Origin of the sequence: Pantoea dispersa (assembly GCF_019890955.1) — a bacterium.
Taxonomy (GTDB): Bacteria; Pseudomonadota; Gammaproteobacteria; order Enterobacterales; family Enterobacteriaceae; genus Pantoea; species Pantoea dispersa.
The window spans coordinates 113,141-138,923 of the sequence record NZ_CP082347.1; the positions used below are offsets into that span (position 1 = coordinate 113,141).

24 protein-coding genes are annotated in these 25,783 nt (G+C 55.0%); 7 read left to right on the forward strand and 17 right to left on the reverse strand.

Annotated features, from left to right (window positions below; translation table 11 throughout):
• Positions 1 to 29 precede the first annotated feature (29 nt).
• Complete coding sequence (locus K7H94_RS19295; protein ID WP_222952287.1) at positions 30 to 614, reverse strand: DUF308 domain-containing protein; 585 nt, start codon at positions 612 to 614, stop codon at positions 30 to 32.
• Positions 615 to 1,033: 419 nt separating this feature from the next.
• Entirely contained in the window at positions 1,034 to 1,957 is a 924-nt protein-coding gene (locus K7H94_RS19300; RefSeq protein WP_058758897.1) for a LysR family transcriptional regulator, read from the reverse strand.
• A gap of 359 nt (positions 1,958 to 2,316) precedes the next feature.
• On the opposite strand from K7H94_RS19300, the gene K7H94_RS19305 reads away from it, so the two are divergent.
• Positions 2,317 to 3,003: an SDR family NAD(P)-dependent oxidoreductase gene (locus K7H94_RS19305; protein WP_058758874.1), complete on the forward strand. Its 687-nt coding sequence runs from the start codon at positions 2,317 to 2,319 to the stop codon at positions 3,001 to 3,003.
• A 298-nt stretch (positions 3,004 to 3,301) separates the two neighbouring features.
• On the opposite strand, the gene K7H94_RS19310 is transcribed toward K7H94_RS19305, so the two are convergent.
• The 3 genes from K7H94_RS19310 to K7H94_RS19320 all read right to left on the reverse strand — a co-directional run bounded on the left by K7H94_RS19310 (position 3,302) and on the right by K7H94_RS19320 (position 5,439).
• Positions 3,302 to 4,018, reverse strand: coding sequence for an SDR family oxidoreductase (locus tag K7H94_RS19310; protein WP_058758873.1), 717 nt, complete (start codon positions 4,016 to 4,018; stop codon positions 3,302 to 3,304).
• A gap of 54 nt (positions 4,019 to 4,072) precedes the next feature.
• A complete protein-coding gene (locus tag K7H94_RS19315; RefSeq protein ID WP_058758872.1) occupies positions 4,073 to 4,741 on the reverse strand; it encodes a peroxiredoxin-like family protein in 669 nt (222 codons plus the stop codon).
• 65 nt (positions 4,742 to 4,806) lie between these two features.
• Positions 4,807 to 5,439, reverse strand: coding sequence for a glutathione S-transferase family protein (locus K7H94_RS19320; protein ID WP_058758896.1), 633 nt, complete (start codon positions 5,437 to 5,439; stop codon positions 4,807 to 4,809).
• Between the two features lie 122 nt (positions 5,440 to 5,561).
• On the opposite strand from K7H94_RS19320, the gene K7H94_RS19325 reads away from it, so the two are divergent.
• From K7H94_RS19325 to K7H94_RS19335, 3 genes are all read left to right on the forward strand, one after another.
• Positions 5,562 to 6,449, forward strand: a complete 888-nt coding sequence (locus K7H94_RS19325) for a LysR family transcriptional regulator (protein ID WP_058758871.1) — start codon at positions 5,562 to 5,564, stop codon at positions 6,447 to 6,449.
• Positions 6,450 to 6,565: 116 nt separating this feature from the next.
• Positions 6,566 to 7,333: an enoyl-CoA hydratase/isomerase family protein gene (locus K7H94_RS19330; protein WP_058758870.1), complete on the forward strand. Its 768-nt coding sequence runs from the start codon at positions 6,566 to 6,568 to the stop codon at positions 7,331 to 7,333.
• Positions 7,334 to 7,429: 96 nt separating this feature from the next.
• Complete coding sequence (locus K7H94_RS19335; RefSeq protein WP_058758869.1) at positions 7,430 to 8,566, forward strand: alkene reductase; 1,137 nt, start codon at positions 7,430 to 7,432, stop codon at positions 8,564 to 8,566.
• A 448-nt stretch (positions 8,567 to 9,014) separates the two neighbouring features.
• Here the strand turns inward: K7H94_RS19335 and K7H94_RS19340 are convergent, their stop codons facing one another.
• Entirely contained in the window at positions 9,015 to 9,395 is a 381-nt protein-coding gene (locus K7H94_RS19340) for a SecDF P1 head subdomain-containing protein (protein WP_222952288.1), read from the reverse strand.
• Positions 9,396 to 10,211: 816 nt separating this feature from the next.
• The gene (locus K7H94_RS19345) at positions 10,212 to 10,889 is read right to left on the reverse strand and encodes a helix-turn-helix transcriptional regulator (protein WP_245001432.1); all 678 of its coding nucleotides are present in this window, start codon (positions 10,887 to 10,889) and stop codon (positions 10,212 to 10,214) included.
• A gap of 239 nt (positions 10,890 to 11,128) precedes the next feature.
• On the opposite strand from K7H94_RS19345, the gene K7H94_RS19350 reads away from it, so the two are divergent.
• Entirely contained in the window at positions 11,129 to 12,208 is a 1,080-nt protein-coding gene (locus K7H94_RS19350; RefSeq protein WP_222952289.1) for a zinc-binding dehydrogenase, read from the forward strand.
• 111 nt (positions 12,209 to 12,319) lie between these two features.
• Here K7H94_RS19350 and K7H94_RS19355 read toward each other — a convergent pair whose 3' ends face one another.
• From K7H94_RS19355 to K7H94_RS19375, 5 genes are all read right to left on the reverse strand, one after another.
• Positions 12,320 to 12,547 carry a YgdI/YgdR family lipoprotein gene (locus tag K7H94_RS19355; RefSeq protein WP_021508704.1) on the reverse strand — a complete coding sequence of 76 codons (228 nt, stop codon included), beginning with the start codon at positions 12,545 to 12,547 and terminating at the stop codon, positions 12,320 to 12,322.
• A gap of 22 nt (positions 12,548 to 12,569) precedes the next feature.
• A complete protein-coding gene (locus tag K7H94_RS19360; RefSeq protein ID WP_021508703.1) occupies positions 12,570 to 12,797 on the reverse strand; it encodes a YgdI/YgdR family lipoprotein in 228 nt (75 codons plus the stop codon).
• Positions 12,798 to 12,984: 187 nt separating this feature from the next.
• Positions 12,985 to 13,239 carry a biofilm development regulator YmgB/AriR family protein gene (locus K7H94_RS19365; RefSeq protein WP_125310694.1) on the reverse strand — a complete coding sequence of 85 codons (255 nt, stop codon included), beginning with the start codon at positions 13,237 to 13,239 and terminating at the stop codon, positions 12,985 to 12,987.
• 18 nt (positions 13,240 to 13,257) lie between these two features.
• Positions 13,258 to 13,461 (reverse strand): hypothetical protein, encoded by a 204-nt coding sequence (locus K7H94_RS19370; protein WP_021508701.1) that lies wholly within the window; start codon positions 13,459 to 13,461, stop codon positions 13,258 to 13,260.
• 142 nt (positions 13,462 to 13,603) lie between these two features.
• Positions 13,604 to 14,221, reverse strand: a complete 618-nt coding sequence (locus K7H94_RS19375; RefSeq protein ID WP_058775115.1) for a TetR/AcrR family transcriptional regulator — start codon at positions 14,219 to 14,221, stop codon at positions 13,604 to 13,606.
• A gap of 188 nt (positions 14,222 to 14,409) precedes the next feature.
• On the opposite strand from K7H94_RS19375, the gene K7H94_RS19380 reads away from it, so the two are divergent.
• Both K7H94_RS19380 and K7H94_RS19385 read left to right on the forward strand, forming a co-directional pair.
• On the forward strand, positions 14,410 to 15,138 hold the full coding sequence (locus K7H94_RS19380; RefSeq protein WP_010615793.1) for a YoaK family protein: 729 nt from the start codon (positions 14,410 to 14,412) through the stop codon (positions 15,136 to 15,138).
• A gap of 11 nt (positions 15,139 to 15,149) precedes the next feature.
• On the forward strand, positions 15,150 to 15,722 hold the full coding sequence (locus K7H94_RS19385) for a pyridoxamine 5'-phosphate oxidase family protein (protein ID WP_222952290.1): 573 nt from the start codon (positions 15,150 to 15,152) through the stop codon (positions 15,720 to 15,722).
• Positions 15,723 to 15,725: 3 nt separating this feature from the next.
• Here K7H94_RS19385 and K7H94_RS19390 read toward each other — a convergent pair whose 3' ends face one another.
• The 5 genes from K7H94_RS19390 to treZ all read right to left on the reverse strand — a co-directional run bounded on the left by K7H94_RS19390 (position 15,726) and on the right by treZ (position 25,478).
• Entirely contained in the window at positions 15,726 to 16,922 is a 1,197-nt protein-coding gene (locus K7H94_RS19390) for an MFS transporter (protein WP_222952291.1), read from the reverse strand.
• Positions 16,923 to 17,109: 187 nt separating this feature from the next.
• Positions 17,110 to 18,753, reverse strand: coding sequence for a methyl-accepting chemotaxis protein (locus K7H94_RS19395; protein WP_141496084.1), 1,644 nt, complete (start codon positions 18,751 to 18,753; stop codon positions 17,110 to 17,112).
• Positions 18,754 to 19,066: 313 nt separating this feature from the next.
• Positions 19,067 to 21,142: a glycogen debranching protein GlgX gene (gene glgX, locus K7H94_RS19400; RefSeq protein ID WP_104093542.1), complete on the reverse strand. Its 2,076-nt coding sequence runs from the start codon at positions 21,140 to 21,142 to the stop codon at positions 19,067 to 19,069.
• A 59-nt stretch (positions 21,143 to 21,201) separates the two neighbouring features.
• Positions 21,202 to 23,697, reverse strand: a complete 2,496-nt coding sequence (gene treY, locus K7H94_RS19405; RefSeq protein ID WP_222952292.1) for a malto-oligosyltrehalose synthase — start codon at positions 23,695 to 23,697, stop codon at positions 21,202 to 21,204.
• Positions 23,694 to 25,478, reverse strand: a complete 1,785-nt coding sequence (gene treZ, locus K7H94_RS19410; protein ID WP_222952293.1) for a malto-oligosyltrehalose trehalohydrolase — start codon at positions 25,476 to 25,478, stop codon at positions 23,694 to 23,696. The genes treY and treZ overlap by 4 nt, the downstream gene beginning before the upstream one ends.
• Positions 25,479 to 25,783 lie beyond the last annotated feature (305 nt).

Genomic DNA, 25,783 nt, shown 5'->3' on the forward strand with positions numbered 1-25,783 from the left:
AGATGTAGCAGGAATAAATAGCAAAGAAATCAGCGCATAGCAACTTTAGCATTATCTCTGCTATTTTTAATTAGTAATGAAATTGCTGCTATAAGGAAATAAAATACACCGAACGCCGCATAGGGAACAACGGTTGTCACACCCAGGGAGATATCACTGCTGGCCTGATTGAACATAAATAGACCGGCCAGGCAGGATTGTGCACCACTTAAAATCATTGGCCATTGACCATTAGACGTTTTCCAGCGGCGGGCTGAAGCTAAAAGTTGCAACACGCCGGAAAAAATGGCCCATACGCCAAATACTTTAATGGTCGTACTGATGCCAGCGAAGAGTGACCCGATAATGGCCAGCGAGACAATAACGCTCACAATAAAATTAAATTTTTGCGGGGGATTTTGACGCAACCCTCCAGAACGTCGTGCATCAATAAAGTTGGCCAGCGCATCCCAGGCCGGATACAAAACAAAAAGAATGGCAGCCAGCGTTGGGTTACCTTTACCGATAGAGATAGCCAGCAAAATCCAGATTACAGATCCAGCTGCGCGTATAAAGAAATAGGTTTGCAGCCACTTATTTTGTGTATTACTTAACTGATCAGAACGGGATGTCATAATATCTCTCCGGTTTAAGTAACGTCGGCTTCAATTTTTGAGTGCCGGATCTAAGCGTTGCCACGTTTAGCATATACCCACTAGGCTACCTACTAAATGGTAGGCTGTCAAATTACGTTTTTGTTCTTTTGCGGCGTAGTTCAATGAATTGAATTTACTCATGAAACTTTGGCTTCCACTGCAAATCAACATCGAAGCCACCCGGTTCAGAAAGTGTCGGCGCATTTCTTTCAGGTAGCATAATGCCAGCGTGAGGTATTAAAGCAGTAATATAGACAGGATCGTTGCCGCGCGGAAAATTCAATGTTTCCTCCTGCGGAAGGCCAGCCTACTTTGACGTCGCTAAATCCACCTTTAATCTTGCGGCTTCTTACCGGGACCGGACTGTTGCCCTATCGTCACTCCGTTGCAGACATGCATCAGGTTCGGATAACAGGTTCGGTGACAATCGCTGAAACAAAATTCAGAAAAGCAGATATTTTTGCCGGCAGATAGGTGCGTGAAGGGTAGAGTGCATAAAGCGGAAACCTTTCGTCGGGCCACTCCGGAAACAAATCAACCAGTTTACCCTCTGCTAATAGCTGCTCAGCACCCAATTCCATAATCTGCGCTATGCCATACCCTGCAAGACAGGTGCCGTGCAGGGTACCGACATTGTTTACAATTAGCTGTCCCTGTAAATTTAGCGATTTGATCTCATTTCCGCGCTGGAATTCCCAGGTGAAAAGCTTGCCCGTTTCAGGTGAACGAAACTGAATGCATGTATGACGAGGTGAGGAAAGTTCGTCTGGTGACATGGGTTTGCCATGCTCTGTAATATATGCAGGCGAAGCAACTGTGAGAATACGGGTGTCCAGAAGCTTACGTGCAACCAGCGTTGACGACCGATGTTCGCCAAAGCGAATGGCCAGGTCAAACCCCTCTGCAACTAAATCGCCCAACTCTTCACGCGTGGAGAGTTCAACCTGTAAGTCAGGATGTTGCTTTAAAAACTGTCCTAACCGTGGGCCAAGTATCAGCCTCGAAAAAAACGGATGAACATTGACCCGCAGACGGCCACGAACGGAATTGCGACCATCAATCGCACACGCAGTAGCCTCCTCAAGCCCCGCCAGTAAGGGGACGATTTGCGTATAAAATCGCTGCCCCTCGTCCGTTAACGCGATAGATCGGGTGGTTCGCTCAAACAGCCGGATACCCAGACGATTTTCCAGCCTGACAATTGCCCGGCTGACACCTGAAGGTGACATATCCAATGCTTCCGCTGCTGTGGCGAAACTTCCCCCTTTCACCACAGCGGTTAATACTCCCATACCCTTTAGCATCCGCTCGTCAAATGCCATGCTTGCACCTCTATACAAATTCAGAAAGAGAAGTTTTTGCCTCGAAGGCTGAGCATTTTCCCCTCTCTTCTCGTTCAAACAGGTTAGCAGCCTGAACGCCATCGTTTAATGACTTTTTGTCACTTGAGTTATGACGTTCATGATATGGATTAACGAATCACGAGACCATAAACTTTTTTTTCATCCTCTCAAGCTTTCCGGTAAATGTTCACTTTCATGAATATCCTGCAGGTCAGGCCTGCTCAGGACATGAGGGTTTTAAAGCATTTAATACCCGGCCTTAACAGGCATGTAATAAAGGTGGCAGAGCCAGGCTGGCCTGAGAAAGAAATGATTACTGCACAACCCGAGGTATATCTATGCTGGAAAATAAATCTACCGCGTTAATTATTGGAGCCAGTCGCGGTCTGGGGCTGGGAATGACAGAACGGTTTCTGGAACGTAGCTGGCAGGTGATTGCTACTGAGCGCAACGGCGCTTCCCGCTCCCACCTTCGCGAGCTCGCCGGGCGTAATTCTCTGTTATCTGTTGAAACGCTCGACATGACCAGCGATGAGTCTCTAAAAACCCTGAGCGGCAGGCTGACGGGAAGAACACTGGATCTACTTTTGGTGAATGCCGGAACGGCCGGGTCGCCCGATGAATCATTCGCTCAGCGTTTACTCACTGTCATGCTTACCAATGTAGCGGGGGCCATGTCGGCATTACATATTTTTTCACCTCTGGTTCGGGCAGACGGGGTGGTTGCTGTCATGTCATCAGAACTGGCTAGTATTGCGGATAATGTGCAGGGAGGATGGGAGCCTTATCGATCCAGTAAATCAGCACTGAATCAGTCAATGCGAAGTTTTATCGCTGAAAATCCACAGGTGCCCTGGTCACTCACGGCGGTCGCGCCGGGGTGGGTTCGGACTGAAATGGGCGGTCCGGATGCGCTACTGGATGTCGAAACCAGCACTCGCGGCGTGACAGACATGCTCATGACACGCTTTAATCAGCGAGGTATTGCTTTCCTCAATTACCAGGGCAAAACGCTGCCATGGTAAGTTTGAGCGCTGGTTAATGACGCAAGCTGCCTGATGTGTAAACGCCGGGGAACTTTCAACGGCAGTCTTTCATCAGATCGTCTGTTGCACCGCGCTCTGTTCCTGACCGGAACATCTTTTGTCATCCCTGCGCTTTGTGGGGTTACCCGAATGCATGACGCGCATGATTAAACAGTGAAAACAGGCATAAATGTCCGCTTCCCACCTGAGCCAGAGCTGATACGCCTGGTTTTCAGGCGCGGACATTTAACTGCCGCTACAGGAGCCACAGGAAAGTAAATCCGCGATGACTGTCGCGTTAAAAAAGCTGCTGACCCACTGATGCCCCGCCATCGACAAAGAGGGTCTGGCCGGTTATAAAGCCGGCATCCTGTGACATCAGAAAAGCAATAGTAGCCGCAATTTCGTCTGGCTTGCCAAATCGCCTCATTGGTACTCCCCTGAGATAGCGCTCTTCACCTGCGCTGCCTGGCGGGTTATTCGCCCGAAAAAGCTCTGTTTCAGTCGGCCCCGGTGCCACCGCGTTCACCGTAATACCTGTCTGAGCGAGTTCCAGTGCCCAGTTACGGGTGAAGCTGATCAGAGACGCTTTTGCAGCGGCATAAGCTGTCCGTTCAACACTGCCAAGCACCGTCAGGCTGGAAATATTGATGATTCGCCCCCAGCCCCGGTCTTTCATGCCAGCGAGAATGGCCTGTGTTCCCTGTACAGCGGGATAGAGATTGACGCGTATAACGTCTTCGAAAGTCGCTAAATCTATATCGCCGAGACGCTGAGGTTTAACCAGACCCACATTGTTGACGATCCCGTCAAATGCGAATCGCTGACTTAACTCTTCGAAAGTCTGTTGTGTCTGCCTGGCGTTGGAAAGATCTGCGCTGATTAAGGTGCCTGGGAAATCGTCCCGGGAACCTCGTGCTATACCGACCACCTCATGACCTGCCCCGGCGAGACGGCGGGCAAGCGCCAGCCCGATGCCTTTGCTGGCGCCTGTGATTAAAAATGTTCTCTTCATTTTTGACTCCTGTTAATTCGCTCCGGCATTTTTTTGCGAGAGGTCACGATGATTTCACATGCTGCGGATGCGACGCAGTGAGGGCAGCATCTCTTCCGGCTCCGGCCGGCGCGTATAGTCGGGATTCACTTCAGCATAAATAATCGTGCCTTCCTGATCGATGACATAGCGGGCAGGCATAGGAAGCGTCCAGCTCTCATCTCCGTTGAAAATAGGCAGGTCGTTCTTCAGTCCTTTGTACAGTTCAATCAGATAATCCGGCAGGTTAAAACGCAGCCCAAAGGCATCCGCCACGCTGTTGTGTGGGTCAGATAGAATCGGAAAGCTGAGGTTATTGTGACGCATGGATTTACGGCTGTTAGCCGTCGTCTGGGGGGAGAGGGCGACAAGTGCTGCGCCCAGCGCCTGAAATGTGGGAAGCGCTTGATTGAGCGCCTGCAGTTCCATATTGCAATAAGGGCACCAGACGCCACGGTAGAAACTCAGCACAAGTGGACCTTTTGACAGCAATCCGGCAGAGGAAACGGCATGGCCCTGCGGATCGTTTAACGTAAACAGAGGCGCCTTATCTCCCGCCTTAAGCGCATGCGTAGCGGCGCCGGACTGAATCAGTTCATCCGTCGCGCGGCGCATAATTTCCGCCACCGGTTGAGGGATATTATAGGGGGGCTTACCTGCTTCAAAATCCGCCTTAAAAGCGTCAAGCTTTGCCTGCAGCATCATGATGTTTTCTCTGAAAAGTTATTTAGGGTGATCTCTTAATTTCCGGGCGGCTTTACAACAGTCACTTACCGGGGGACAAGCGCGTTAATGCGTTCTGTGGCGCGCTGTACGGCGGGACGGTTAATCATTTCATCAAACCAGCGAGCCACATTTGGTGTGTTTTCAAAACTGACCCCGGCAAACTCCCGACGCCACAGCCAGCCGAAGTGCGCAATATCAGCAATGCTGTATTCCTTTCCGGCAACAAACTGGCGGTCAGCCAGAAGGGTATCCAGCACCTTAAGGGTGCGGTCTGCTTCTGTAGTGAAACGCTGAATTGCCAGCGGCTGTGGTTCGGATGCCTGACGCTGGAAAAAACCTGCCTGACCGAAAGCCGGTCCCAGTCCTGAAGCATGAAAGAACAGCTGCTCAAATACCCGTGACCTGGCCGGGCCTGAAGCGGGTAAAAGCTTCCCCGTTTTTTCAGCAAGATAGATAAGGATGGCGGCCGACTCCGTCAGTACCAGCGGCTCAGATAAGGCGTCAGTATCAACAAGCACAGGGACTTTGCCGTTGGGGTTTAAGGCCAGAAATTCAGCTGACTTCTGTTCCCCTTTACGAACGTTCACCGGGTGTAAAACATATTCAAAACCGAGTTCTTCGAGTGCGACAGGCACCTTGATGCTGTTAGGCGTGGCGAAAGCATAAATATCAATCATGATCATTTCCTGCTGAGAGGTTTGCCGGGCCAGCCCCGGCAAGCTGAAAATGATAATGGCTGGCATGAGACAGGAATGGTAGATATGCTCAACGGATAACATCTATTCTTCAGAGGAATAAAATGGATCGCTTTCAGGCAATGGCCACTTTCATTCGGGTTGTGGATACAGGCTCCTTCTCTGCAACTGCCAGACAGCTAAACGTGGGCCAGCCTGCGGTCTCCAAAATTGTTGCTCAGCTGGAGTCGCGATTACAGACCCGTTTACTGACCCGATCGACCCACGGCCTGACGCCCACCGAGGCCGGGCAGCGCTATTATGAGCGTGCGTGGGCCGCCCTGCAGGAAGCCGAAGAGGCTGAACTGGCCGCCCGGGGAGCAGGAAAAGGCCTGTCCGGAAAGCTGCGGATTTCAGCCGCAACCACTTTTGCACGGCTGCATATCATTCCCCGCCTTCCGGCGTTCCTTGATGAGCATCCGGAACTGGATGTGGACGTGATCCTGGATGACCGAGTGATCGACCTGATTGCTGAAGGTATTGATATCTCATTGCGTATGGGAAATCTGCCCGACTCAGGTGTCGTCGCCAGAAAGCTGGCAACAGGACCCCGCTCAGTGATTGCCACGCCGGAATATCTCTCAGAAAGGGGGGAGCCGAAAACGCCGGCTGAACTCGCAGAACATCAGGCAATTCTCTATAACCCACAGCCCAGCCTCTGGTCATTCACCCGGCAGGGTGCCGTTGTGTCCACTGCCGTGAGCGGTCGCATCCGCGTCAGCGCCGCTGAAGGACAGCGAGCTGCCGTGCTAAGCCATATGGGGTTGTGTATTGCCTCCGACTGGATGTTTGCCGAGGAATTAAGAAATGGAACCGTTCAGAAGGTGCTGACGTCATGGCAACTGCCTGACATTGACCTGTGGGCCGTATTCCCTAACGGACGACTGGCGAGTGCCAAAGCCCGGCAGTTTGCTGGTTTTGTTGAAACCATCATGGGGGAGAGTAGAACATGATATTCCATTCAGGAATAGTTGTTATCTAATCTCCGGGCGATCCCAATGTAACTGGAATGGAATAGTGTTGTTTCATGTCCAGCCACTCCGGTCTGGTAACAACAAGGATCGCCACTATGTCTACGTTTGAAACTTATCGTTATGCCTTTCCTAATGCCCGCCTGACCCGTAAACCCAATGGCGTACTGGAGGTTAAATTCCATACTGCCGGTGAAAAACTGGTTTTCGATGGCCATACCCACGAGCAGTTCGTCGAGCTCTTCCATGCCATCGGCGAAGACCGTGAAAACCGCGCAGTGATCCTGACCGGTTCGGGTGATGCCTTTATGGACGCAATCAGTCCGGAAGGATTTGATTTCTTCACCCCGGCAGGTTTCGACAAAATTCTGCGCGAAGGCAGAAAGGTGCTGAACAACATTCTGGATATCGAAGTTCCGATGATTACCGCGCTAAACGGCCCGGTGCTGCTTCACAGCGAATATGCCCTGCTGACCGATACCATTCTGGCCACCCCGGAAACCGTTTTTCAGGATAAACCGCATTTCGAATTCGGGATCGTCCCCGGTGACGGCGTGCACATTCTGTGGCCAGAAGTTATTGGATCGCTCCGGGGCCGCCACTTTTTGCTGACCCGTCAGGTGCTTGATGCGGAAACGGCGAAAGACTGGGGCGTAGTAAACGAAATTGTGCCCGCTGATAAGCTTCTGGCCCGCGCTCACGAAATTGCCGACGGGATTGCTGCACTTCCGCCACTGACCTCGCGCTACACCCGGATTGCACTGACTCAGCGTCTTAAGCGTCTGGTAGATGAGGGGCTGGGTTATGGCCTGGCGCTGGAAGGTATCAGTGCCGCGCAGGTTGCCCACACACTGGCCCGGCAGTAAGCCTGTCGGATATTGACTTAGATTATTTGGCATCACTGAATTCATTTGATATTGCGCCAGGGCCCATGTGCTCTGGCTCAACGTGAGGTAGATTTAATGAACCCTTTATTCTCACCTGTGACTGCAGGAAAACTGCATCTGAACCATCGCGTCGTTATGGCGCCCACCACGCGCATGAGGACCGAACCGGGCGGTGTTCCCGGCAAGTTGATGAAAGAATATTACCGCCAGCGAGCGAGTCTCGGAGGGCTCCTTATCGCTGAGGCCACGGCGGTTTCGCCCTATGCGAATGCCTATGAAGATGCACCGGGAATCTTTACTGACGAGCAACAGGCGGGATGGCAGCGCCTGGTGGAAGCCGTGCATGCCAGAGGCGCTCAGATTGTACTGCAGTTGTGGCACCCGGGTCGTCAGTCCCTGCCTGAACTGTCAGCGGGACGTCAGCCCGTCGCGCCTTCAGCGCTCATGGCCAGAGATACTTATGGCGTGGTGAAAAATGAACGGGGATCCTATGAGGGCAAGCTTTTTCCCGTTCCTCGCGCTCTGGAACTGGATGAAATTCATGAGCTCATGGAGGAGTTACGGCAGGCAGCCATTCGGGCCAGAAATGCAGGATTTGATGGCGTTGAGCTACATGCCGCCAACGGTTACTTACCTGAACAGTTTCTGCTGGATGGCAGCAATCAGCGCACTGACAGTTATGGCGGCTCCCTTGAAAACCGTGCGCGCTTTCTGCTTGAGTCCGTTAGCGTACTGACTGATGTCTGGGGGCCGGGGCGCGTTGCTGTGCGTATTTCTCCCAGCGGGATATACGGTGATATGCATGACAGCGATCCGACAGCCACTTTCCGTTATCTGGTCGGGCGGCTGAACCTGTTTGACCTGGCCTATCTGCATGTTATCGAGCCCCGCATCGTGGGGCCGGAAGACAGGGAGGCTGGCTATTATGCGGAGCCGGTAGCCAGCCGCGATTTGCGCGCTTTTTATCAGGGGAAAATTATTGCGGCGGGCGGCTTTAAACCAGAGGATGCCGGGAATACGCTGCAAAAAGGTGAGGCCGACCTGATTGCTTTTGGTCGTCTCTTTACCTCCAATCCGGACCTGCCAGAGCGTATAAGAAACGCATTTCCTCTCGCTGCCTACAATCGTGACGCTTTCTTTGGCGGAGATGAGCGGGGCTACAGTGATTTTCCTGCTTATTCACTGCCAGCACCAAAAGAACGCCCGGTCTGAGTATACAACCATCAAAAGTTAACTGAGATTCGGTATTCCCATGGAATGCCGGATTTCAGATGAATGATCTTCAATCAAATATGAGTTTTTCAGACTCTGCAGCACTCCGCTTTCCGCTCATTGCGGAAATCAGAACGTCTTTCACCAGGGGGGCAACAAGTGAAGCCATGACAGTCCCAACCCTCGTGAATATTTATCGCTGGACGGTACCACGGCCAATTATGCCTGGCTTTTGTATCTGCAACACAAAGGACTTTTTAAGGGCTAATCTGGTTTGACCGAATTTGTCCGATAGAGCCGAAAAAAATCTAACTGTCTGATTATAAAGAGATGATTTGATAAGTCCATAAAAGCATCATTTGCAAGGTCAGATTTTCGCCTGTCCGTAAATTTGCAAAGCACGATTATCCTTTTGCGTTCTTCTCTGCTGTGTGCTGCTACATTCCCATTAATTATGCTTAACCCCGTAATCATAAAGAAGCTGCATCAGAACCATGCGTGGCATATCTTTACTGGAGAATCTGAAATTGTTTCTGAGTACAGAGACAATATTAGCGCTGAAAAGTAAATTGCCTTTGTAATAAACAGACAACTTCTTACCAATATTCTGCTTCGTAGTTTTATAAAATATTTTCCCACACTCATCACTTAAGGAGAAATTTACATTCTCAGAATCAATTTCATCACCGGCCAGGTAACTTATTGATTTTATACATTCTGGTGAGTATGTTTCCTTAGTGCCATTTACTTCAAATATGAAACTACCGGGCCCGGCGACAGAGGCAAAAGGAAAGAAAAGGGCAGTGAGAATGAGCGCGGTCTTAAGCATGCAATATCCATATTTTGAGCATATAAAGTAATGATAAAACAATGAAGCTGCTTATGCATCCCGGCTGATATAAGGCAGCACAAAGCGGCCAGGTGAGACAGCTGATTCAGTCTTACCCGACCTTATGCTGGCGGACATAGGCTTTTGTTTAGTACCCATTACGTCCGTCGTCATGGTTATGAATGTTGCCCACCGTTGCGGTCACCGGATACCAGGTAAAGGCGGACTCAGGCAGCGCGCTGTTCCGCGCAATATCTGCAGCTCGCGCCGGTGAGCTATCATGGCTCAGCCACTCCCGGACCGCGTCTGCAGTTATCACCAGTGGACTACGGTCTGAATGTCTAGCATGCTCGGATTGCTGGCTGCGGTGATGATAACGACGCCTTCGCGCCCGTGTTACAGATCAAAGGGTGCCTTACCGATAGCCACAAAGAACAGCGGCTGCCTGGCACGGTGGTAAATGAAGTAAGGCTGTTTTCCGGCTCCACTTTTTTGTCATTGAAACCAGCCGTCTGCTGGCATGACGGCACGGCCGTGATCCCACAGCGGCTTAAAATGCGCCCTGACGCAGCGGTTTCACCGCGGGCGTTAATGAGTGGCGCCTTATCTCATCACTCCGGATCTTAGCTCACAATAGACCGGGTCTAACACCAGATTCCAGGTGAAATGGAGCGGCAGCAGCCTGAAGAAATGTGTAATTACATCCGCGAACGCCTGGCATGAAGTTAATGCGTATTTTTCGTTTCATGGCAACGCCCCCTGATTAAGATAGCGTTGCACCGACCCGTTGAACTCACAGCGCAGAGCGGCCTGAGATTATATCGATTGCTCTGCTGACATGCGGACGTCAGCAGATAACAGCGGGACATAAATTGCCAGTTTGAGTGCAGGGGAGTCATTTGACGTAAACGTTGAATAGCTGAATGTCCGCGTTATCCCGTCTTTCCCTGTGAGTTTTTTCTCTCCGGACACCGGCGCCGTTATCACATGCTCACTCCACCATGTATCAAACTCCGGGCATTCACGGCTTAAGCGTTCTACCAGCGCAGTGAAGGTCTCATTGTCTGCATTTCGTGAATAACTGGAATGAAACAGGCCAAGCATTCTCTGTGCCTCTGCAGGCCAGGTGTCGCCAAAAAGGTATCTGGCCTCCTCTGTAGTGAACATGAAAACCATGATATTTCGCTCATTTGCAGCCAACAGGCTGAAGTCCGTGATGACCTGTTCTGCTGCAAAATTCCACACCAATACATCCCATCTGTCATTGGTGACGTAGGCAGGCTCACTCAGCGCCCTGACCAGATGCGATAAGCTAGCCGGGACTTCATGTTCAACATCTGCACTTTTTTTCCGGCCTGTCAGTGTTTTCAGGTGCAGAAATTCTGCCTTGTTCAGCTGCAGAGCTTTACCCAGGGCGTTAACTATCCGTTCGGAAAGCGTGTTGACCCGTCCCTGTTCGATTTTGGTATACCATTCCGTACTTATTCCCAGCATCGCCGCAACTTCCTCACGCCTTAGTCCGGGCGTTCGCCGTCTTTCAGGCCCGGCAGAGGGGGACGCTCAGGCTTCACCCTTGCACGTCGTGAACGTAAAAACTGGCTGAGCTCAGTATTCTTAACCATTTTTTGAACCTGGTAGTAAATTATACCTGTATAAAACTAGTGTATTTTACGCCGTTTTTGGTCGCCCTATGATGGTTTCATATTGTTCTATGCCCTCAGGAGAATATGACCATGAAAGCTGCTGTGCTTACTGCCTTTGGCCGTCCGCTGGACGTTAAGAATGTGCCTGCACCGGTGATGGGAACCGGGGAAGTCATTGTCGATGTGGTTGCGGCGCCCGTTCTTTCCTACACGAATGAAGTACTGAGTGGGGAAAGAAAATATCTTTTACCTGTGCCGGTCATCCCGGGCTGTGGTGCCATCGGAAAGGTTCGCCAGACCGGCCCTGACTCAGCCTGGCTGAAACCAGGAGACTGGGTATTCTGCGATCCGACGGTGCGTTCCCGTGACAACGCGCTGTCGCCAGAAATTGTCCTTCAGGGATGGAGTGCCCGTGGTGAAGGAGGACAAAAAATCCAGCAATATCACCTGAATGGCAGTCTTGCTGAACAAATACGCATTCCGACTGAAAACGCAGTGCCCATTGGCGACATATCGCCTGCAGATGCGGGGCGATGGTGTGCCATCAATACGCTGCTTATAGCCTATGGCGGATTGTTATCTATGGATTTGAAAGCGGGAGAGCGCCTGCTGGTCAGTGGCGCAACCGGTAATTTCGGCAGCTCCGCTGTGCTTGCTGCCCTGGCCATGGGAGCCCATAAAGTCATCGCACCGGGCCGTAATGAACGGGTGCTGAACGATTTGAAAAAACGTTTTGGATCGCGTGTGGAAACAGTAAAGCTCACAGGTACAGCAGAGATCGATATTGCTGCCATGAAGCACATGGCCGGGGGATCCATTGATGCGGTCCTTGATTTCCTTCCGCCGTCTGCGCAGGCCTCTGTCGCCCGGAATGCGATTATGTCAGTCAGACCTTATGGTCGTGCAGTCCTTATGGGCGGTGTTGGCATGCTGGGTGGGGACGATCTTTCGCTACCTTATCCCTGGATAATGCGTAACCTCATTACCGTAAAAGGGCAGTGGATGTATGAACCTTCGGCAGTCCATACGCTCTGCGGCCTTATACGCGCGGGACTGCTTGATCTCAGCCACTATGACGTAACCGAGTTTCCGCTTGAGAGAGTGAATGATTCAGTCGCGTATGCTGCGAAAAACAGCGGGCCGTTTAAACTCACCGTCGTGCGTCCCTGACCAAAGGCGCCGCGTTGGACCGGATTGCTCTCCTACGACGGCCCTGCGTATGGGTTCAATCACAAAGTTCTGGCACAAAAAAGCCCGCTGCGCGGGCTTGATAAGAACCGATTAATGCGGAATCTCAGAGACCTCTTTAACATCCGCTTTGTTGATCTGCTGTTTGACACCATTGGCATCAACGTAGCCGAGCAGTCCGCTTTCCGCTTCCTGCGGTTTACCATCGCTGACAATGGTACGGCCATCATTGGTATGAATGGCGTAGCTGGTACGGGTACAGCCGGTCAGGGCGCTCAATGCCACAATGGCTGCCAGTGGTAACAAAATCACTTTTTTCATGTCGCTCTCCCTATCGAGTAGATCAGTTGTTCAGTTCACTCATATTGGTGATCTGGTCACGGTTAATCTGTTCTGTTTTACCGGTTTGCGCATCTTTATATGAGACCAGGCCAGTATCACTATCCACCTGTGGCTTACCATCGGTGACGATAGTGCGTCCGTCGGTGGTTTTAATCGCCTGATTCGATGAACAGCCGGCGATGGCAAAAATCGATGTCAATAACACAGCCGCTACAGTCAGTTTCTTCATAGTAATTTCCCTGATTGGTCTGAAGTCCAGCTATAAGCGTAGAACAAAATCCGGATTCTGGTCTGACCTGACCCGCTTTCTTTGCACAATTAATGCGGTTTAACGTGCAATTGATGAGGAGGAAATTACCAGGCGCGGCTAATGTGTTTCGCCGCGTATATTGGGAAGGCAGGATAGCGTTGCGATATTACTCAGCGGCCAGGCGACCAAGCAGCAGAGAAAAAATAGCCTCGTAATGCGTTTTCAATATCACATCGTCGCACTGGTCGAGACGTGCTATTAGCGCGACAAACAGGGTTTTTCGGTTCAGCAACTTGCCGCTACACAAAATTTCCTGCACCAGCGTGCCAAGTAACTCATGCTGCTTTGCCTGCAGCGATCCACCAGTCCATGGTAATGCATCTTCAGAATTATTATGAAAAGGATCGTATCGCATCATCATTACCCTGATAGCAGTGCGTTAATTCAGCTTTTTGGCCAGCAGCCTGATCGCATTATCGCAGGCCTGCTGGATGGCCGGATTCTCAGAGCGCAAGCCCGTGCGATACAGCGCGCCAATTATTTGCTGAACAGATAAGGTTTCACCCGGTTGTACAATCTGTGTGACGACTTTGCCCAATAAAAGATAGATCTCATCGGCATCTTCTAATTCATCGTGCTTCACTCAACCCCGGAACAAATAAACATAAATCTAAGTAATATGTTACTGACTGATAAATATTATTAAGCGCGCGATTCCAGGGTTTAGAAAGTTATCGCGGCGAATATTAATTAGGAAACGCCTATTTCCTAATAGGCCAGACGAATCAGTCCAGAATGCTGAGCACCATATTAATGGTTTCTTTGCCATTAGTCACATCCTGAATTTTGCCTACCACACGCATACCAAATGCCACGCAAAGCAGCAGTCCGGCGGCGGTGTCGGCATCCAGTCGTGGCGAAATCGATCCGTCCTCTTGCCCCTGCTCAACCAGCGAAGTCAGGAAGTTGCGGTTGCGTAATACCGCTTCACGCACCAGCTGGGATAACTCTTCATCCAGCGTTTGCAGTTCCACGGTACTGCCAACCACCAGGCAGCCGCGTCTGCCCTCGATCTCGCTGGCTGAGTCGAGATAAAACTGCAACAGCTCAGCAATGCGCGCCCGGCCGGTCGGGTACTGTTGCAAACGGGTGCGCAGGTCCACATTGCGCAGCAGGATGTAGCGCTCAAACACCCGCAGAAACAGGGAACGTTTATCCTGAAACGCTTTATAGATACTGCCCGCCGTCAGGTTCATCGCTTCACCTAAATCGGCAATCGAGGCCGCATGAAAACCCTTCTGGCGGAACACGATCATAGCGCTGTCGAGCGCTTCGTCGATATCAAAGTTGCGCGGTCTGCCGCGCTCTCTGGCAGCCGGCGCCGGATTGGGTTTACTGGTCATAATGCGTGCTATTTAGAATGAATCGTTTCCAAATTATCCGGCTTATCGGTGACAGGGTCAAATCCTGCACAAACGCCTGGCCCGGCGTGCACTGATCGACAGCGAGCCGCGTTAATGTTCAGCCCAGCTAGTTGAGAATTTTTGACCGCCGGAGGATGATAAACCTTTTGCCGGGCCAGGACCTTTTCATGCTGATCTCCACTGAGGATACGCGCACTTTCAACACCGACATCCGCCTGGCGGCGACGCTGGCCGCCGTGGCGGGCGCACTGAACACTGCGGCGTTCGAAACGGTTGGTTTCTTCTCCGCCAACATGACCGGTAACGTCTCATCCCTGTCCGATCATCTGGCGAAAGCCAATCTGCATATCGGGCTGTTCTTCCTGCTGATTGTGCTGTTATTCATCGCCGGTTCGTCGGTCTCGACGCTGATCATCAATTCCGGCCGCAGGCGGCAGATACGCGGCATCTACGCCATCAATATTCTGCTGGAGGGCATAGCGTTGCTGGTACTGGGGATTGTCGAAAGCGGCTTTCATTTCAGCGAGGGCGGCGTGTTACTGATTCTCAGCCTGAGCTTTCTGATGGGCCTGCAAAATGCGGTGGTAACGCGCATCTCCAATGCCCGCGTGCGCACGACGCACGTTTCCGGCACGTCAACCGATATCGGCATTGAGCTGGCGATGCTCTTCGACGTGCTGCGTCGCAAAGAGTCACCAAAAGACGCGCCGCTGTACATTGAGCGGCTAAAACTGCATTGCTACACCGTGCTGGCGTTTCTCGCTGGCGGCGTGCTGGGCATTCTGCTGCTGCAGTGGCTAAGCTACGCGCTGCTGATCGTCATTGGGTTACTGCTCAGCGCGCTGGCGCTGTCGGCGCTGAAACGTGCGGGCAGCAACCCGCTTCACGCCCGCTAAGGAAGGGAATCATGATCTCGCTCGACGACCGCCTGCAAGCCATCTGGCAGCTGCTTAGCACAGTCACCACATCGCGTTCGGCTTTCACCCTGATGCAGCTGGCAACGGTGACCGCTGACGGCCAGCCCAGCATGCGCACCGTGGTGATACGGCAGTTTTTGCCCGCGCTGCCGGCCCTGCGTTTTACCGCCGATCGGCGCAGCGCCAAAATGCAGGATATTGCAGCCCAGCCGCAGGTGGCGTTACTGGCTTATGATGCCGCCAGGCGCGTTCAGCTCAGGCTGGCAGGCACGGCTCAGCGCGTTGACGATGCACAACAGCGTGCCGCAGCCTGGCATGCATTGCGCCCGCATTCGCACGCGTTGTTTCAGTCACCGGTCAGGCCGGGCAGCGTGATTGCTCATCCTGATGACGCACTGCCTGCCAGCGCGCAAAAGGCGGGCACCGGGCCCGACGAGCACTTCGCGCTGGTGCAGATCACCTTGCATAGCGTGGAGTGGCTGGATGTCAGCCGCGAGCCCCATCAACGCGCGCGATTTGAGGCCACTGCGGATGGCTGGCAGGGCAGCTGGCGCGTGCCCTGAGATTTATTGTTCCGCCGGTGTTTTTGCCTGACGCGGGCGGCCAGCCGCACCGGCGCACACCAGCGCCAGCAGCACCATGATCAGTACCGGCAGCATCGCCATGCGCAATCCGGCATGTTCGCCGATAAAGCCCAGTCCGGGCGGGCCGACCAGAAACGCCAGATAGCCCAGCGTGGCGGCAATCGTGACGCGCACCGCGCTGTTATGGCCATCGCCCGCCGCCGAGACCGTTAGCGGGAAGCCGAGCGACGCGCCGACGCCCCAGAACAGCACGGCCGCCGCCGCCAGCCATGGGTTATCGGAGAAAATCACCAGCGTCAGCCCCAGCGCGGCGGAGAAAGCGCTGGCGCGCAGTACCCAGACGCGGCCCAGACGATCAACCACCAGCCCACCGAGAAAGCGCCCCAGCGTCATGCCAGCGGTGAAGCCCGCGTAGACCAGCGTGCTTTGGGTATGATTGAGGTTATGGCCGTCGATCATCAGTAACGGCAGCCAGTCGTTAGCCGAGCCTTCCGCCAGCGCCATCGCCAGAATCACCACGCCGAGCACCAGCAGCTGGCGGTCACGCAGTTCACGTCCAACCTGGGCCAGAAAGCCGCCGTGATGCGGCTGTTCGCTGCGTTCGCTGTCGCTGGTGGCGGGCAGATGGCGCAGCGCCAGGGCGGCAATCAGCAGGTTAACCAGCAGCACCACGCTAAAGTGCCAGTGGGTGCTGATATCGGCTGCGGTCATGGCCAGCCCCGCCAGTGCGCCGATCAGCGTGCCGAAACTGAAGAAGCCGTGAATGATGGTCATGATTGACTTGCCGATGCGCCGCTCAAACGCTGCCCCTTCGACATTAACCACCACATCCATCAGCGCGGTTCCGCCGCCCAGCAACACCAGACTGGTAAACACCAGCCCGCTACTGGCGAGCGTTAACGCGACAGTCATCAGCACCAGGCCACCGAGCAGGATCAGGTAACCCGAGCGCATCACCCGGCTGGTGCCAAAGTGCGCGACCAGCTTACCGGCCAGCAGCACGCCCAGCATGGAGCCACAGGAGAAGCCAAACAGAATCAGACCCATCATTTCCGTCGAGGCGTGCAGCACATCGCGCATAAAGGGCGTGCGGCTGACCCAGGAAGCCCAGGTAAAGCCAGGGATAAACATCAGGCCAAAGATGGCCCATTTACCGCGTGTCTGTTGCTGAGGGTGCATAAGGTTCCTTTAGGGAGCGGCGGGCATGCGGAGGTGAAACGCTTTCGTTGCTGATGACCGTTAGCATGGTTCACAGAATAGCAGTTTTGCTGGCGCTCGTTGAGGCAATGTCGCTCGCGCCAGCTCGCCGGGGGAGTTCGTCAGTGGGAGAAAGCCCCTCCGCGCGACGACGCGGAGGGCAAAGGGATTAGAAACTCTGCCAGTCGGCATCGCTGGCCAGTGCCAGGCGTCCCGGCTGTGGCGCTTTATGGCTCGCCGGCGCAGGCTTGATGATCGGCGTTGTGCCGGATTCCGCCAGCACGAAGCGGGTCACCAGCTGGTTGAGCGTCTGGGCCTGCTCCTGCAGCGATTGCGACGCGGCTGAGGCCTGCTCCACCAGCGCGGCGTTCTGCTGCGTCACATCATCCATCTGATTCACCGCCTGCTGTACCTGGCTAATGCCCTGACTCTGCTCAACCGCGGCTGCGGCGATTTCGCTCATCAGTTCGCTGACCTGATGGATAGCGTCATTCATCACCTGCATGTTGCTGCTGACGTCGCTGGCCTGGGCGGCCCCGGCTTCGGTCAGTCGATGCGACTCTTCAATCAGTCCTTTGATTTCGCGTGCGGCCGAGGTTGATCGCTGCGACAGGCTGCGTACTTCACCCGCCACCACCGCAAAGCCCTTGCCGTGCTCACCGGCGCGTGCGGCTTCGACTGCCGCGTTGAGCGCCAGGATATTGGTCTGGAAAGCGATGCCTTCGATCATTGAGACGATGTCCGTGACCTTGCGCGAGCTGCCACGAATGTCATCCATGGTCGAGAGCATGGTGCTGAGCGAGGTACCACTTTTTTCCGACAGCGAACTGGCGTTAGCCGCCAGCTGGCTGGCCTGACGCGTGTTATCGGCGGTCTGACGTACGGTTTCACTCAGTTCAGTCATGCTGGCCGCGGTCTGCTCCAGCGAGGCGGCCTGCTGTTCGGTACGCGCAGAGAGATCTTCATTGCCGGCGGCGATTTGCACCGATGCGCTGCTCACCGAATGCGACGCGCTGCGCACGGCACTCAGCGAACCGGCCACGCTGCGCATCAGCTGATTAAAGGAGCGCGCCATATTGCCCACCTCATCGCGACGGCTTTCGTCTGCGCTGAGCGTCAGGTCGAGATTTTCACTGGCGCGCATCATCACTTTGCCGACATCCGCCAGGCTGCGGCGGATGCGCAGTACGGTGAACAGGGCGAACAGACCGAATACCAGCACCGTTGCAACCACGCCGCTGATGGTCGTCCACAACACATTATGGAAGGTGCTGCGGTTGGTGGCGCGTAACTCGTCGCCAATGGCGATGTTCAGCATCAGCTGTTTCTGATAATCGGCAATCAGCTGACGAATGGCGGCACCGATGCCGCTCTGGCCCTCAATCAGGTCGAGGCTGATGGCATTCTGGTGTGCACGCGACGCACTGAGAAAGGCGGGCAGCCGCTCAGTCACGTGCTGAATATTGCTAAAGGCCACCTCAGTCAGGCGCTTATCTTCCTCGCTGGAGATATCATGCTTTATGTAGTAATCGGTGAGCGATTTCAGCCCGCCGATCTGTTTATCAATGTCCGCTTCGACGGCGGGCATGTTGCTGTCCTGCAACTGGGTCTGGTGTTTGTACAGCGTCAGCGCCAGCTGGTTGCTGCGATCAATCAACGTGTTGAGGTCTTTGATTGAAGGGATGGCGTTGGTTTGCACATATTCAAAGCGCTCCTGAAAGCCGGAAAGCAGTGAGATGGCGAGCACGGCTTGCAGAATGATGGCGCCAAACAGCATGGAAAAGGTCAGTAACAATCGTTGGGAGATGTTCATCTTATTATCCTTAATCTAAACGCACCCCGACGCCTGACGCGGCGGGTACAAGGGCAGATTAAAGAACATCGGCAGATTGTGGTTTTTAGTTAATGAAATTTTAGCGCCGGGTAGCAGAAGAGGCTGGCGGGTTAACAGTGGAGCCGGTCGTGGAACAGGTCGCCGTGAACGGCGACCCTGAGGTGGTGCAGGTTTAACGATGGGTGCAGAATGCGACAAGGTCGCCGTGAACGGCGACCCTACAGTGCATGTCCCGTGATTTCCGTCGGGTGCGTATTCATGCGCACCTGGAAACCGGCACCCCGCGTTCCACTCACGGTCGGCGGAATAGCGCCAGGCTGCGGCCCTCCAGCTCAAAATCCTTCTCTTTGGTAATCACTAATCCCTTGCTGGCGCTGTCGGAGGTGGTCAGCTCCAGCACCCAGCCGCCTTCGCCAAACTGCGGGATGCGGAACGGCACATTGCCTTCAAACGGATTGAACAGCATCAGCACATCGTGCCAGATACCCTCTTCGGTTTGCAGATCCGGACGCCCGATGTACACGCCGAGCGTCGAGCCCTCGTCCCACTGTTCCGCCTGCTGGAAACCGCCGCCAGCGTTAAACCATTTAATCTCCATGCCGTCGCGCCAGCTTTCACGTCGCAGCAGCGGCTGCTGTGCGCGCAGTGCAATGATTTGACGGGTGAAATCGCGTAACGCATCAGCGGAAGCCGGCAGATCTTCCCAGTGCAGCCAGGAAATCTCGCTGTCCTGACAATAGCCGTTGTTGTTGCCCATCTGGCTGCGGCCAAACTCATCGCCCGCCAGCAGCATCGGTGTGCCGTGAGAGAAAAACAGCGTGGCGAGGAAGTTACGCTTCTGCCGCTCGCGCACCGCGTTGATGCCTTCGTCGTCGGTGGGGCCTTCGGCACCGTAGTTGTATGAACGGTTATCGTTATGGCCGTCGTTGTTATCTTCCCCGTTGGCATCGTTGTGCTTGTCGTTGTACGAGACCAGATCGTTCAGCGTAAAGCCATCGTGCGCGGTGATAAAATTGACGCTGGCCCACGGGCGGCGGCCGCGTTGATCGTACAGATCGCCGGAACCAAGCAGGCGCGCGGCAAAGTCGGTTGAGACGTTGTCGCCTTTCCAGTACTCACGCACCGTGTCGCGATATTTGTCGTTCCACTCAGCCCAGCCGGGCGGGAAACCACCCACCTGGTAGCCACCGGGGCCGATGTCCCAGGGTTCGCCGATCAGCTTCAGTTTAGAAAGCACCGGATCCTGCGTCATGGCATCAAAGAAGCCGCCACGCTGATCGAATCCTTCCGGCTCGCGACCGAGAATGGTGCCGAGGTCGAAGCGAAAACCGTCGATATGCATCGATTCTGCCCAGTAGCGCAGCGAATCCGTCACCAGCTGCAGCACGCGCGGATGGGAGGTATTCACCGTGTTACCGGTGCCGGTATCGTTGATGTAATAACGGTGCTGATCCGGCAGCGTGCGGTAGTAGGAGAAGTTATCAATCCCTTTAAACGACAGCGTCGGCCCCAGTTCGTTGCCTTCCGCGGTGTGGTTATACACCACGTCGAGAATCACTTCGATGCCGGCATCGTGGAAAGCGCGCACCATGTCGCGAAAGCCCTGAATACCGCGCGGACCGAAGTAGCGGCTGGCAGGCGCAAAAAAGGCCAGCGAGTTATAGCCCCAGAAGTTTTTCAGTCCGCGATCCAGCAGGTGCTGGTCGTCCGGGAACCAGTGCACCGGCAGCAATTCCACTGACGTCACGCCGAGGCTTTTGATGTAGTCGACGGTGGATTTGTGGCTCATGCCGTCATAGGTGCCGCGCATCTCTGCCGGAATCGCCGGATTAAGCTGGGTGAAACCTTTGACGTGGGTTTCATAAATCACCGTACTGGACCACGGAATGCTGGGCCGGTTATGGTCCTGCCAGTCAAACTCATTAGTGTCAATCACCCGGCACTTAGGGGTAAACGGCGCGCTGTCACGGGTATCCAGCGTCAGATCTTTATCTTCGTGCAGTAAATCGTAAGCGAAGTGCGCTTCATTCCAGTCGATGTTGCCCTGCAGCTCGCGGGCGTAGGGATCAATCAGTAATTTGCTCGGGTTAAAACGATGACCGTTTTCCGGATCGAACGGTCCGTGAACGCGATAACCATACAGCGCGCCGGGTTTCAGCCCGGGCACGTAGCCGTGCCAGATTTCGTGGGTATATTCCGGCAGATCGAAGCGGGCGATTTCATGCTGACCGCTCTCATCGTACAGACAGAGTTCGACCCGTTCCGCGTGTGCTGAAAACAGCGCAAAATTGACGCCGTCCCCATCAAAGTTGGCGCCGAGCTGGTGCCCCGATCCAGCGGTGATTTCTAAAGGTTTACCGTTAGACATTCAATCCTCTCCATCCAGTGAATAGATAGTCATGTAAAACAACAGGTTTATCGGGGACGCTACTGGCTAATCAGCACCAGCGGCGCGCTATAACTCACATTGTCCAGCGTAATATCGTCATTAATCACTACGGTCTCGCCGGTCAGCACATTGCGATAGTGGCGATGCGCCAGCGATTCCGGCAGTGCCAGTCGGGTATGACTCCACTGTGCACCATTGAAAATCAGTCGTGGCGTAATCACCAGCAGCGCGTAGTCGCTGTCCTGACGGGCAAAGGCGATCACTTTTTCCGCATGTTCGCCCGATGCACTGAGCGGTTGATAATCACCGAAGCGGAACAGCTGCGCATGGTCGCGGCGCAGATGCAGCAGGCGCGCAACCATCTGCTGCTTCAGCCGGCCGCTCAGCCAGTCCTGCTGGCTGGCGAAGTCCGGCGCGGCGTGGACATCCAGCTGCGCCGTCAACTGAGCGAAATCCGGCTCGCGTCGGTTGTCCGGATCGACCAGGCTGAAATCCAGCGCTTCGCAGCCCTGATAAATATCCGGCACGCCCGGCGCGGTCAGTTTGATCACCGTCTGGCTCAGGCTGTTAACCAGTCCGGCCCGGATGAACGGCTGCAGTGCGTGGCTGAAGTCCTGCAGGAACGCCGGATTGGTGGGTGACAGCAGCTGGCGGGCATACTCCAGCACGGCATTTTCATAAGCTTCGTTGCTGTCCGCCCAGTCGGTGCGTAACTTCGCTTCGCGCAGGGCTTTTTCCACAAATGGCAAAAAGCGATCGCGCAGCGCGTCCAGTGCCGCCTTGTCCTCCGGCTGCAGCGTGGTGGGCCAGATGCCCGCCAGCGCCTGGTACAGCATCCACTCAACCGGCGGTTCGGGCGCCGGGCCGTCCGCCAGCGTGACCACGTGCGGCTGATTCATCTGGCGCCAGCGCGTCACATTCTCCGCCCACAGCGCCGGCGCTTCACTCAGGGTATACAGCCGTGCACGTGCATCCTCACCGCGTTTGGTATCGTGCGTGGAGGTACCCGACAGCCCATCCGGCTGGTGCTGCAGGCGGGTTTGCATTTCGCGATGAAAGCGTTCAAGCGAAAACGCGTGCGGCAGCGGTTCGGCACCCACTTCGTTGATCGCCAGCGCCACGTGATTGCGGAAAAACAGCGTGTCTTCGACCGATTTCGCCATCAGCGGGCCGGTCAGCTGCTGGAAGCGGGCGCGGAATTCCGCCGCATCCTGCTCGCCCTGTTCAGTGATCGCCCCCAGCAGTAATGCCTGCAAAAAGCTCAGCGCCGCAGGCGAGGCGCTGTGTTTAACATGCTCCAGCACCTGTAACAGCAACGCTTCGCCTTCCAGCGGCATACCGGCTTTCCGGCCGTAGGTGCGATACACCGGGAAGGCGATCAGCAGTTCGCGCAGCGCCACGTGCAGCTCAGCCTCACTGAAGTTGCGATGCACCAGATCGGCTGCCTCGGTAGCCAGCGCCAGCAGGCGACTGAATTCCCCGGCAAAGTTGCGATCGACCATCAGTTCACGTGCCGCACGCAGGCCAGCCGCCACGTCGTTACGTTCAGCGGATACCGCTTCATAGGCCAGATGCAGCATATCGATCTGATTATCATCAATCAGCGCATGTGACAGCGCGGCGATAAACTCGTAACCGGTGGTGCCGGACACTGGCCAGTCGGCGGGCAGTTGCTCACCGTCAGCGAGAATCTTCTCCACCGTGATATAGCACGCGTCGCCTGCGGCCTGACGCAGCTGTTGCAGATAACCGAGCGGATCGGCCAGCCCGTCAACGTGATCGACGCGCAGCCCGCTCACCACACCGCTGTGTACCAGTTCGAGAATCAGGCGATGCGACGCCGCGAACACCTCTTCATCTTCGACGCGCACGCCGACCAGCCCGGTAATTTCAAAGAAGCGGCGGTAGGAGAGCGCGCTGCGCGCCTCACGCCAGTTCATCAGCTGCCATGGCTGTTGCGCATGCAGTTCCGCGATGGCCGCGCGATCGCGCAGCGCCAGCACCTCGTCTTTACGCTGCTGCCAGCTGGCGGGCGTCAGCGGATAGTAACTGTCGTAATAGACCAGCGCCGGATTGCCGCTGTGCGGATCGGCCTTAATGCTGAGTTCATCATTGGCCAGCACGCGGTCAAAATCATCGCCGAGGAACGGCAGCGTCAGCCTGCGCGACCAGTCGATATCAAAGTAACGTGCGAAGCGGCTGGCTTCCCCGTGTTCAATCACATCGCGCCACCAGGCATTTTCCAGCGACGCCGCCATGTGGTTAGGCACAATATCGAGGATCAGGCCAATCCCGGCCTGCTGCAGCGCCGCGCTGAGGCGGTCAAAACCGGCGCGTCCGCCAATCGCCGGGTCAATCTCATTGGCATCGGTAACATCATAGCCGTGCGTCGAGTCGCGCGTGGCGGTAAAGATCGGCGAGGCATAAAGATGGCTGATGCCCAGCTGCTGCAGATAGGGCACCAGCTGCGCTGCGCGGTCAAAGGTCATGCCGTTACGGAACTGAATACGGTAGGTTGCGGTTGGAATGCTCATTGCGCTGCTCCTTTTGCCAGACGCACGATGAGAGAGTGCTGCGGCAGCTCGCCGCTTTCCTGTGGCCACGCAAAGAGCGTCTCGCCGGGCATAGCGGGCAGCGGCTGGCTCTGCTGTCCAATATTCAGCGCCAGCGACAGCTGGCCCTGCGGGAACTGCCAGCAGACGGCGACAAAGCCTGGGGCGGTGCGCAGCACCTGGCCGTTATGCCTGTGGGCATCCGGCAGCAGCGGCACGATGTGCTGCTGGCGCAACGCCAGCAGCTGGCGCGTAAGCGTCAGCCACGCCTGGCCTGCGGGATTTTCCACTTTGCGCCAGTCCAGTTTCGAACGCGTGAAGGTCTCTTCAGCGTTGGGATCCGGTACCGTATCGTCATGACCGGCGTGACCGGTAAACTCGCGCGCACGTCCTTCGCGCACCGCTTTCGCCAGATCGCCGTGGAAATCGGTAAAGAACAGGAATGGGTTGGTTTCACCGTACTCTTCGCCCATAAACAGCAGCGGAATATGCGGTGACAGCAGCAGGGTGGCGAGCAGCACTTTGGTGCGATCGGTACCGGCCAGGTTAATCAGGCGTTCGCCCTGGGCGCGATTGCCCACCTGATCGTGATTCTGGATGAAATCGACAAACGCGACCGGCGGCTGGCCTGCGCTGGGTACGCCGCGCCGCTGGCCACTCTGTGGTGACAGCTCGCCCTGATAAGCAAAGCCCTCGGTGAGAATGCGCGCGATTAATTTCTCCGGTACGTCGGCAAAATCCTGGTAATACGCGTGCGTCTCGCCGGTGGCAAAGACGTGAATGGCATTATGAAAATCGTCGTTCCATTCACCGCTGAACAGTGGCGCGTTACCGTCCGCATCGCGCGGATGCAGGAAGATCACGTTGCGGCTGTCTTCGGTGGTGAGATGGATCGGGCGAGAGTGGATTTCGCTGCGAATGCGTTCGGCAATCTCGATCAGCACATGCTTGCTGGACGTATCCTCAATCTGGTCGATGGCATCGAAGCGCAGGCCGTCGAGGTTAAACTCTTTCAGCCAGTAGAGCGGTGCTTCGACGATATAACGCCGCGCGGCATCAACATCGTAAGCAATCCCGGCGCCCCACGGCGTCATGCGCTCTTCGTGGAAAAAGGCCGGTGCCAGCAGCGGCAGGTAATTGCCTTCCGGACCAAAGTGGTTGAGCACAATATCCAGCACCACCGACAGTCCCAATGCGTGCGCGGCATCGACAAAGGCTTTGAAATCATCTGGTGAGCCATACGCCGCGTGCGGCGCATACAGCAGAACGCCGTCATAGCCCCAGCCGCGCGTGCCGCCAAACTGCGATACCGGCAGCACTTCGATCATGGTGATACCGAGGTCGGCCAGCGCGGGGAGTTTTTCGATAGCCGCGCGGAAGGTGCCTTCGGCGGTAAAGGTGCCGATGTGCAACTCGTAGACCACCGTTTCGTGCCACGGCCGTCCCTGCCAGTCACGCTGTTGCCAGTCGTAATGGTGAGGGTCGATAACCAGAGAAGGGCCGTTGACATCGGCGCGTTGTGCCCGCGCGGCCGGATCGGGCACCATGCTGCCATCGGCCAGCTCGTAGTGATATTCGCTGCCGTGACCAGGCCCGCGCAGCGTCAGGCTGAACCAGCCATCCTGCTGCCGCTGCATGGCATGCTGCTGACCATCGGCGTGAAGGGTAATTTGCTGCTGACCGGGTGCCCAAAGGCGAAACCGCACGCTGCCGTCAGCAAGGATTTCAGCACCCCAGGATTTTTCCAACGTTGTGGATTCCATTCTATTGCCTCGTTAAGCCCCGCACGGGGAATGGACGACATCAAGCGATTCGCGTTCCTTAAAACCATTTACTCTCTGAATACAAAAGACTAAATGCCCTGGTAGCAAACGGGTACGCAGATAAATCACTGAGTACCCTGAAAAATCATAGCCTATATTTTCAGATTTAATTCCCGCTGCGCTTTAAACAGTACCGTTACGTAAATTTTCCGATTTGTTCGCTTAAGCACCTTTTAATCTCAGTCATAGGCTACGCTTATCTCTGCGCAGTTAACCGCTGCGCGAAATAATGCCAGGCGGCACTG